Here is a 9,894-nt window from a genome sequence, read left to right as displayed (position 1 = left end):
GCTTGAATATAGGCTGAAAAGCCTTGTTCTTCAACTGCTTCTACCATGTCGAGGCGGATATTTCGACCTCTGTTCACGCCAGAATAAACTTTCGAAGCAATGTCGCTGGGATATTCTCTCCCTGTTAAGGCGTTCAAAATAACCTTCGTCATCGAGGTTGGATTTTTCCAACCTCGATTTTCTTTTTCTAGTAAATGAAGTAAGTTTTTGACCGTGAACATTTTCTCTCCTTTTCGCAATAAAATCGCAAGGCTTTGGCAAAAATTGGGCTTTTAATCTTGCTATACTATAATCAAGTTAGCTAACCCAATTATACCAAAAGGAGGATTCTCATGTCCAATCTACCCCAACATTACAAAGCAGAAGCTCTGCCAGCTACCGCTCTCAATCCAGCCAATCTGGCAATCGCCCGCAACCTGTCCCAAGATATGGCGGTTGTTCAAGCCAACGAGCTTTTGGCTCAGGATATTTTGAACAAGGTTGCCACACTTTCGGAGCTGGAGAGCCAGATTATTGCCCAAAATCCCCAAGCCCAAGGGCGGACGGACTTTATCATCAAGGCGTTCACTTACGCCTCTGCTCAGCGGTTCAAGTAGGAGGTGTTTATGGAAAACTGGCAAATCTGGTACTTTCTTGGTCTGGCTTTTCTCTTCTTGCTTGGTTTATTATTGCTTTCTCTAAGCGAAGAAGACGAACAAAATCAAGCCGAACATACTGAAGCCTATTCGAAAGAAGACCTCGCTCTGTTAGAATTTCTCGAAACCCGCCAAGCAGTTAACGAGGACTTCTTAAAAGCACAAAACCAACTGCTGAAAGAATTATTTGATGAGAGGAGGCGATTCTAAGTATTTTTTACAACAACGGACAAGTTGGGCGGAAAAGCTCCGCCTGACCTCTGTTCCTTGTGTTCGCACCGCTCCCAAAGTTCAAACCGCTCGTGGTTTGAAATGCCTACCTTCTGCGGTATGCTTGGAGCGTCTGACAAGACAGAAAGGATTTTCAAATGATAAAACATCAAGACACAACAACCCAACATTCACCTAAGAAGTTCAAAACCATTCTTGCCGATCCACCTTGGGACGTGGCTCAAAAAGGCAAACTTGGGGCAAGCCAGCACTACAAGCTGATGACTATCGACCAAATCAAAAAGATGCCTGTCGCCGACCTCGCAGAAAGCAACGCCCATCTCTGGCTCTGGACTTATCCAGCCGTTCTCGAACAATCGTTCGATGTGGTGCGAACTTGGGGCTTCGAGCCAAAATCCATCTTCACTTGGGTTAAGCCTCGTCTCGGTTTGGGCAATTACCTTCGAAACGCCACTGAGCAGGTTATCTTCGCCACACGAGGAAGAGCTCCCATTAAGTTCAAAGGGCAAATCAACTGGGGTATGTTCCCTGTTCAAGACCATTCTCACAAGCCCGAAGAACTTTACAATATCATCGAACGCTGTTCAGACGGTGACTACCTCGAACTCTTCGCCCGCCGTCCCGTGCCATCAGATAAAAGCTGGTCGGTCTGGGGCAATGAAATCCAGAGCGATATTATTATTCCGAACTATCCAGTGCCAAGTTATGCTAAAGAAGTTCGAGATTTCACTCAAGGAGGTCAACATGAATGAAAAAGTTAATAGGCTACATTGTCGGCTTCTGCCTTTTGGCAATATTGGTCAATTATGCTGTCAGACTCCTTGCCGATATTTGGCTGGAATTAGTAATTATTCTACTCGTTGCGTTGGGATTTTATATCGCCATCATTGTCATCAAACATCATCAAGATTGGAGGTAATATGAAAAGACCCCAAAATCTATCGTGGCAAAGTATGGACTGGGCGAGACCTTTCGAATTCGAAACAGTCTGTAACTTTACTACCCAACTCAACGGCTATTCTCGTCGCCAGCCCTTTATCTGGGAAATTCGTTTGACACCAGAAAAAGCCAGCCACCTTATCGGAGCTGACCCACTGGATATGCGATTTTTAACCGAAATGATGAGTTCTCACAATGCCGTTCGTTTCGAAAAAACTAAGCGAAACAAAGTGACTTCCGCCTACGACATCACACTTTCGAAACACCACTACGCCCTCAAAACCAAGGAGGTAGAAAACGTTGTTAGAAGCCTCCTGTCCCAATCTGGCACTTTGAAAAAACAAGAAGAAATCGTTCTCCAGCTGATTGTTGGAAAATCTTCCTCGCCAAAACCAATTCTCAAAGACCTTGGCAATCCAGATGCCACGATTTGGCAAAAAGTGACAGGCAATATCCCACCACTTTCGTCAGATAGTAAAGCATTACTTCGAGAAAAACTCCACCATAGCCAGTTCCAAGTGAGTCTGCGTTTGGGGATTCGAGCAGAAAACAAGGCACGAGAAATCCAAATGTTGAAAAGCGTGCTGGCTTCACTTCGAATTTTAGAGCGAGCAGGAAGTCAATTTTCCGCCAAGCCAACTTGGGTAGAAAAACTAAACCACGGCAAGATACCGTGGCAGTTCCAGACTGTTCTTTCAAGCATTGAACTCGCCAGCCTCTTTTGTCTGCCAGCTGGCGATGCTCAATACGCAGGCGTTTCATCTTTGTCGCCTAAGACTATTTTACCACCAATCGGACTAAAATCTCAAGCCCAAAGACCCTTCGGTCTGAGCCTTGAAAATCTACCAAGATTGGTTGGTATTCCAACTCAAAGCGGGTTGTCTCACACTTGGCTTTTGGGTGGAACTGGGAGCGGAAAATCCACCGCCATGCTTAACTTGATTCTGGCGGATGCTCGTGAGGGGCGGTCTGCGGTCGTAATCGACCCCAAGGCAACGCTGGTTTCAGATATTTTGGAACGCCTACCAAAAGAGCGAGACGAGGACGTGGTTATTCTTGACCCAAGCCAAGCTGGACAAACCATTTCGATTAACCTCTTTGATTTGGTTAAATTGGGCGTGCCAGCGGAGTTGGTGGCGGATATGCTTTTGGGTGTTTTTCAGGAGATTTTTGAGGATTCTTGGGGTGTTTACACGCAGGACATTCTCAGCCACGCTTTTCACACTTTGGTGAAGGCTGATGGTTCAACGCTTCTGGATTTGCCCAAACTTTTAACCAACAAAGCCTTTCGGCACAAGATTTTGAAAAGCATTTCAGACCAATTTTTGCTGGATTTTTGGCAAGGCTATGACAACCTGAGCGAACAAGCTCGACAAACCATGATTTCGCCAGTTCTCAATAAATTTCGAGGAATTTTGTTAAGACCAGCTCTTCGAGGAATGCTTGGTAAGTCTTCAAATGCATTCTCCTTAAAAGACATTTTCGACAAACCAAGGATTTTGCTTGTATCACTAAACAAAGGCTTGATTGGGGTGGAAACGGCTAAATTTGTTGGAGCGATTTTGCTGGGTTGTTTATACCATTTGACCCTTCTGAGAGCCAAAGAAAGCGTTCGGAAACCTGTCTTCATCTATATTGACGAAGTGGCAGACTACCTCAAATTGCCTGTTCCTCTGGGCGACGCCTTATCTATGTCTCGAAGCCTGGGCGTAGGTTATGTTTTGGCAAATCAGTTTTCGAAACAGCTCCCAAAATCGCTTCGAGAGTCCATTTATGCCAACTGCCACAATCAGATTATCTTTGGGTTGAGCATGAACGAGGCCAAGGAATTGGCTGGACTTGTGCCTGAACTTTCTGCGGAAGATTTTTACAACCTGCCTCCGTTTCAAGTTTATGCGAGGGTGGCGACCTCTGGCAACCAGTTTAGATGGCTCTCCGCCAAAACCTTGCCAGCTCCGCCTGCTTTTCGAAGAAAAGCTGAGATTTATGGTGATAGTTTGAAGCGATATGGCACAATGCCTAATGAAGAAAGTCCGCCACCAATCACCTCGAAACCCGTTTCGAAAATCGGACGAAGAAAAAAGGAGATTCCAGATGAGACTAACTAAGCAGGATGTTGAGGTATTGAACTTGCTAAACCGCTGTCGCTACGCCACAACAAGGCAGTTGGTAGAGCTTTATTTTAGACAAAACAAACCTAAGACTGCCACCAGACGAACCAATCTTTTGACTAAGAAATTGAACAATTTAGGGCTTATCGCCCACCTAAATCGCCGAATTGGTGGTGTGAGAGCTGGGAGTGGTTCCTATGTCTGGCACATCACCCATAGGGGGATAAAGGAGCTTCGAAAGGTGGACGAGAGCGTTAAGATTCGCCTAAAGAATCGCTACGAACCCAGCCAAAACCACCTCAAACACCAATTGTTTGTGACACAGATTTTTGTAGAGTTGAACACACTTCATTTGGAGGGTAAAATTCTACTTGATACTTTTTCCTTCGAACCAAAATGTTGGCGGAGTTTTGCGACCTTGTTTTCAAGCTTGACGCTCAAACCCGATGCTTTTGCGAAGCTGACGGTGGGCGATTTCGAAGAAGCTTATTTCTTCGAGGCGGATAATGCGACGGAGCACCTTGGCAGGATTATTGCCAAGTGTAAGCAATACATCGCCTACTTCAACACTGGCATTGAGCAACGAGAAAACGAAATTTTCCCTTTGGTGGTTTGGCTTGTGCCAGATGACAAACGCAAGTTGGCGGTTTTGAACCGCATCAGGGAGGATTTGGACGCTTATTGGGAACTGCTCGAAGTGGTGACTTTGGACGAATTTTCAGGATTTATAGAAGGAGGACGAGATGACTAAAGAAAAAACACAGAAAATCGGACAGGCAACCTATATCATTTTGCGAAAATTTGTCGGGAAAGAACCTCTCAAAAAGAAACTCCAACGCTTGATTTTGGAGCAGAATTGACTGGACTTCTTCGCCCATTCGAGGTATCCTGTCAGTGGGTTATAGGTGAATCGAAAGGAGCACACTATGAACACAAGAACATTGACAATTAAAGATTGGACAAGCACGGACTTTTCGAGCCTCAGCAACCTAACTGCTATTTACTGCCGTCTATCTGCCGAGGACGGAAATGAGGGAGAAAGCAACTCCATCGCCAACCAACGGCAGATTTTGGGCAATTTTGCTTTAAAAGAAAATCTCAGAAATCCCGTCTTCTTCACAGATGACGGCTTTTCTGGCAGTAATTTTAACCGTCCAGCCATCACTAAACTTCTCGAACTTGTGGACTTGGGTAAGGTCAAGACAGTCATCGTCAAAGACCTTTCTCGCCTTGGTCGAGATTATTTGCGGGTTGGGCGGCTGCTTGAAAGTGTTTTTCCTGCCAAAAATATCCGTTTTATTTCACTCAACGAACAAGTGGATAGCCTCAAAGTTTCTACTCAGGATGCCTATATGTTACCCCTTGTAAATATCTTCAACGAATGGTATAGCAGGCAATGTAGTGAGAAGATAAAACTTTCCAAGCATACCAAGGCAAAAAGTGGGCAAAAGATTGCTTGGCAAGCCCCTTATGGCTACATCAAGAATCCTGATAATTGTAACGAATGGACGGTGGATAAGGAGGCTTCAAAAAATATCCAGCGGGTATTTCGAGAATTTCTGGCTGGCAAAACGCCAACGGAAATTGCCCACGAACTTCGAAACGATAAGATTCTCACCCCAGTTCATCACAAGAGAAAACTTGGGTTAAAAGGTTGCGTGACTTCGGCTGGCTCAACCTATCACTGGCGAGCACAGATGATTTGGGCGATTTTAGACCGTGAAGAATACACGGGGGCGACGGTTAACTTGAAGTGGGATAAGCCATCTCACAAAAGTAAAAAGCAACTTATCAAACCCAAGAGCGAATGGCTGGTTTTTCCTGATACTCATGAAGCGATTATTGATAAAGAGACCTTTCAGACCGTTCAAAAAATGCGGAGCCACAAGCGTGTCACCCAGCGTCATCAGTGGCGAGACAAGGAGGGGCATGAGAACACCTTCGCAGGCTTGGTCTATTGCCAAAATGGGCATAAATTGACCTTTTGTCCGCAACAAAAAGGCGACCTCAACCTTGACCACTACAAGTGTCGGCATTACGGAAGGATAAAAACGACCTGTTCGCACAGCCATTACATTCGAAAAGAGGTTCTTACCAAGTTGATTGGCGACGATGTTCGGGAGCTTTTGGCTCAGATTGCTTTGGATGAAGGTGCCTTTGCGAAGAAACTTCGTCAGCGTTATAATGTTGGGCAAAATCAAAAACTGATTCAAAGCCAGAAGACCTTGGAAGAACTGAAAAATCGCCATCAGCAAATTGACCAGATTATCTCCAATTTATACGAAGATAAAATTTCTGGTAGTTTGACGGCGGAGCGATTTTTCAAGATGAGCGAAAAGTACGAGGCGGAACAAACAACGCTTTCGACAGAAATTGCTCACCTCGAAAGGGAAATATCCAAGCAAGTCCAGACGTCTTCGAATATCGAGAAATTTCTCAAACAAGTTCGAAAATGCACCCAGCTGGAAACCTTAACGCCTGAAATCGTGAATAATTTGATTGACAAAATCGAAGTTTCAGTTATCAGCAGAAGCAAAAAACAGATTAAGATTTACTACAATTTTATCGGGGAATTATAAAGAGCGAGAAGAACTCGCTCTCACACTTTTTTACTTGGACTGCTGGGTGAAGAGTGGATATTTTATCATATTTTGAAGTTTATTTTGATATTGACAAAACTACATAAAAGCGTAAGGCTATTGACATTTTAATGTGTTTGTGCTATAATGTAGGCATAGTTGAGAAATGCTCAGCTAAGAACATTATAAAAGAGAGTTATCGAAAAATTGTCATTCTATGCTTTTATATTTTCGAAATTCGGAAATAGGTTTATTTTGAAGAAAGTAAATCTTTTTCCGAATTTCGGAGTATGAATCCTACAAGGAATAAGCCCGACACGAAAAGTTGTGGGCAAAAAAAATTTTATTAAAAGAAAGGAACTTCCACCTATGTCATGGGTGGGAGGGGTACAATGACATGACAAAACTAATCCTTAAAAACATTAGCCGCAAAGAAATCGAGATCGATGATCTCAGAATCGCAGGTAAGAAAATAATTAGTATTTTCTTACATCAGCCTGCAATGGAGGTCGATGTGATCACTGCAAACCCTGGCGTGTTTGCAGATTCTAGATCGGCGGAAGTATACGAGGAGTTAGTTCCTCTACTTCCAGGTCTCTGGAAGACCAACTTCGGCTATGAAATCGAAGTTGGTAAATTCCTGGGGAGCTTTGACACAACAAGCTCCTATGAAGACGGCTTCTCTATCGTTGTAGATAAGATCGTCAGCGATAATGGGGAGGTTTGCGCATAACTCTCTTCAGCCCACGGGGAAATCACGTGGGCTTTTCTCTTGCCTTAAAAAAGAACTCTCATTTCGAGAGCTCTTTTCTTTTATTTCGAAAAACTTCGAGCTATTTCTGTTCAATACCTTTCATTGTGAGAGCGAGGCGACCTTTGTCATCGATTTTTTCGAGTTTAACAACAACTTCTTGACCTTCTTTAAGGACATCCGTGACTTTCTCGACGCGCTTGTCGGAGATTTGCGAAATATGAAGCATTCCGTCGATGCCGCTCAGGATATTCACGAAAGCGCCAAACTCTTTAATCGAAACAACTTTTCCGCGGTAGATTTTACCAACTTCTGGCTCTTCGGTAAGAGATTTGATCCAGTTGAGAGCCTTTTCGATCTTGACAGTGTCGGCGGCGGCGATAGTAATGAGGCCATCTTCTTTGATATCAACTTCTGCACCAGTTTCTTGCGTGATTTTATTGATTGTTTCACCGCCTTTACCGATGACGGCGCCGATTTTATCTGGATTGATTTTGATTTTTTCAATCCGTGGGGCGTATGGAGAAATTGCGCTCCTTGGCTCAGAAATCACACTGAGCATATGATTCAAAATAAAATTCCTGCCACTTCGAGAAGTCAAAATCGCTTTTTCAAGCACAGAGACAGGCAAGCCATGAACCTTCATATCCATCTGAAGGGCGGTGATACCGTTGCGGGTACCCGTACATTTGAAGTCCATATCGCCGGCAAAGTCTTCCGCATCAGCAATATCGCTCAAAATATACGGCGTTTCGTTGTCCATCATTAGACCCATCGCAATTCCAGAAACTGGCGCTTTAAGCGGAACACCAGCGTCCATCAGCGCCAAAGTGCTGGAACAAGTCGCCGCCATCGAAGTTGAACCATTTTGCGACATAATCTCAGTAACGCTGCGGATGGCGTAAGGGAATTCTTCGATCGAAGGAAGAACGGCTTCGAGCGCACGCTGAGCGAGATAGCCGTGGCCAATTTCTCGGCGACCCGGAGCGCCAAGGCGGCGAACTTCGCCCACAGTGTAGGCTGGCGCGTTATAGTGGTGCATGTAACGGCGTTCAATTTCGTTATACTCCATCGTATCAACAAGTTGACTGTATGAAAGCGGCGCAAGTGTGACAATGTTCATGCCCTGCGTAACGCCACGAGTAAAGAGAGAAGAGCCGTGAGCACGGGGCAAAAAGCCGACTTCGCTCGAAAGCGGACGGATTTCGTCCAACGCGCGACCATCTGGACGCACGCCATCTTCAACAATCCCACGGCGGACATCTTTATGAAGCACCGAAGTGAAGGCGTCGTCATATTCAGCACGGAGTTCCTCGTAATTCTCGCCGTAACGATCTTCCATCTGCGCGTGGAAATCAGCGCGAATTTCAGCAATTTTATCATTTCGAATAGGATATTCGAAGCGGATTTTTTCGCCAAATTTACCTTCACACCATTCGGCCACTTCCGCCAAAATTTCTTCATTCGGTAAGATAAGTTCGAACTCCTTTTCTTTAACTTCAACTTTGCTTCGAAGTTCATTTTGAAGCGCGATGAGCGGCTGAATTTGCTCGTGCGCCCACGACAACGCTTCAATGATTTTTTCCTCTGGGACTTCATTAGCGCCAGCCTCAACCATTGTAATTCCACTGGAAATTCCCGCAACAACGAGGTCGAGCGGAGAATTGTCGCGCTCTTCTGGATTCAAGAAAGCCTTAAATTCGCCATCAACAATTCCAACTCGAAGCCCCGCAACTGGACCATCAAAAGGTACACCGGCGAGCATCAAAGCCGCACTGGACGCAAGCATCGCAATCATATCTGGGCGGAAAGTTGGATCGGCGCTTAGAACACTCGATACAACCTGAACTTCCTGTCGATAGCCCTTAGGGAAAAGTGGTCGAATAGGGCGGTCAATAAGGCGCCCAACCAAAATGGCATCATCTGATGGCCGACCTTCGCGCTTGATGAAACGGCTCGCAGAAATCCGACCAGCCGCATACCATTTTTCTTCATAATCAATCGAAAGCGGGAAATAGTCCATTCCGCTGACGGGTTTGTTGCCGACTTGAACAGTGCCGAGAACCACAGTTTCACCATACTTAGCGATAACGCTTGATGTGGTTCGAAAGCCAACACGGTTGACTTCGAGAGTTAATTTTTTCCCCATAAAATTGGTCGAAACTTCGACAATATCTTTTCCTCGAGGATTGATAATCATATTTTCTCCTTTCGCGCAATGAGTTTCAGGGAAAAATCTTGCCGCCAAAACTTTTCTCTGCCACGCATCACGCTGTTAAATTTTATGTTTTAATTATATCATTTTTGGGTATAAAAATAAAGGCGATCTAAGTATATTGACAATTATAAGTCAATATGTTATTATATTATTTATCAAAAATAGGAGGACTACTATGAAATCATTAGAAGTCAGAACTTTCGAAATAACTATCGAGCAAAAATATCAAGAAATGGTCGAGAATATAGGCGAAAGACCTATGCTTGTTATATGGACACACAGGGATAATGATATCTATTGTATCGAGTTATTCAATGCAGAATTATCAGATATTGAGAATATTCTGCCAGAATATCTTGATTTGCGAGATAGAGTGATATTTCATAAATATACCGGCAAATGTTTTCCGGTCAATATAGCAAAATAAGGT

11 protein-coding genes are annotated in these 9,894 nt (G+C 44.3%); 9 read left to right on the top strand and 2 right to left on the bottom strand.

Going from position 1 to position 9,894, the window contains the following annotated elements:
* Positions 1–221 (bottom strand): hypothetical protein (locus Q4A21_03605; protein MDO4902604.1); only part of this gene is annotated, 221 nt, incomplete at its 3' end.
* 111 nt (positions 222–332) lie between these two features.
* Here Q4A21_03605 and Q4A21_03600 point away from each other — a divergent pair.
* From Q4A21_03600 to Q4A21_03565, 8 genes are all read left to right on the top strand, one after another.
* Positions 333–596 carry a hypothetical protein gene (locus tag Q4A21_03600; protein ID MDO4902603.1) on the top strand — a complete coding sequence of 88 codons (264 nt, stop codon included), beginning with the start codon at positions 333–335 and terminating at the stop codon, positions 594–596.
* Positions 597–605: 9 nt separating this feature from the next.
* The gene (locus Q4A21_03595; protein MDO4902602.1) at positions 606–845 is read left to right on the top strand and encodes a hypothetical protein; all 240 of its coding nucleotides are present in this window, start codon (positions 606–608) and stop codon (positions 843–845) included.
* A 158-nt stretch (positions 846–1,003) separates the two neighbouring features.
* Complete coding sequence (locus tag Q4A21_03590; protein ID MDO4902601.1) at positions 1,004–1,618, top strand: MT-A70 family methyltransferase; 615 nt, start codon at positions 1,004–1,006, stop codon at positions 1,616–1,618.
* Positions 1,615–1,785: a hypothetical protein gene (locus Q4A21_03585; GenBank protein ID MDO4902600.1), complete on the top strand. Its 171-nt coding sequence runs from the start codon at positions 1,615–1,617 to the stop codon at positions 1,783–1,785. Before Q4A21_03590 ends, Q4A21_03585 begins: the two co-directional genes overlap by 4 nt.
* 1 nt (position 1,786) lies before the next feature.
* Positions 1,787–3,913, top strand: coding sequence for a type IV secretion system DNA-binding domain-containing protein (locus Q4A21_03580; GenBank protein MDO4902599.1), 2,127 nt, complete (start codon positions 1,787–1,789; stop codon positions 3,911–3,913).
* Positions 3,900–4,667 carry a replication-relaxation family protein gene (locus Q4A21_03575; protein ID MDO4902598.1) on the top strand — a complete coding sequence of 256 codons (768 nt, stop codon included), beginning with the start codon at positions 3,900–3,902 and terminating at the stop codon, positions 4,665–4,667. Before Q4A21_03580 ends, Q4A21_03575 begins: the two co-directional genes overlap by 14 nt.
* A 175-nt stretch (positions 4,668–4,842) precedes the next feature.
* The gene (locus Q4A21_03570) at positions 4,843–6,495 is read left to right on the top strand and encodes a recombinase family protein (GenBank protein MDO4902597.1); all 1,653 of its coding nucleotides are present in this window, start codon (positions 4,843–4,845) and stop codon (positions 6,493–6,495) included.
* 397 nt (positions 6,496–6,892) lie between these two features.
* A complete protein-coding gene (locus tag Q4A21_03565) occupies positions 6,893–7,228 on the top strand; it encodes a hypothetical protein (protein ID MDO4902596.1) in 336 nt (111 codons plus the stop codon).
* 100 nt (positions 7,229–7,328) lie between these two features.
* Here the strand turns inward: Q4A21_03565 and Q4A21_03560 are convergent, their stop codons facing one another.
* Positions 7,329–9,446, bottom strand: coding sequence for a polyribonucleotide nucleotidyltransferase (locus Q4A21_03560; protein MDO4902595.1), 2,118 nt, complete (start codon positions 9,444–9,446; stop codon positions 7,329–7,331).
* Positions 9,447–9,639: 193 nt separating this feature from the next.
* Between Q4A21_03560 and Q4A21_03555 the strand changes: the two genes are divergently transcribed.
* Positions 9,640–9,891, top strand: coding sequence for a hypothetical protein (locus Q4A21_03555; protein MDO4902594.1), 252 nt, complete (start codon positions 9,640–9,642; stop codon positions 9,889–9,891).
* Positions 9,892–9,894 lie beyond the last annotated feature (3 nt).

Source organism: bacterium (genome assembly GCA_030530825.1).
Lineage (GTDB): Bacteria > Patescibacteriota > Saccharimonadia > Saccharimonadales > Saccharimonadaceae > Nanogingivalis.
Note: the sequence above shows the minus strand (reverse complement) of the source record. Positions and strands in the feature narration are given on the sequence as shown.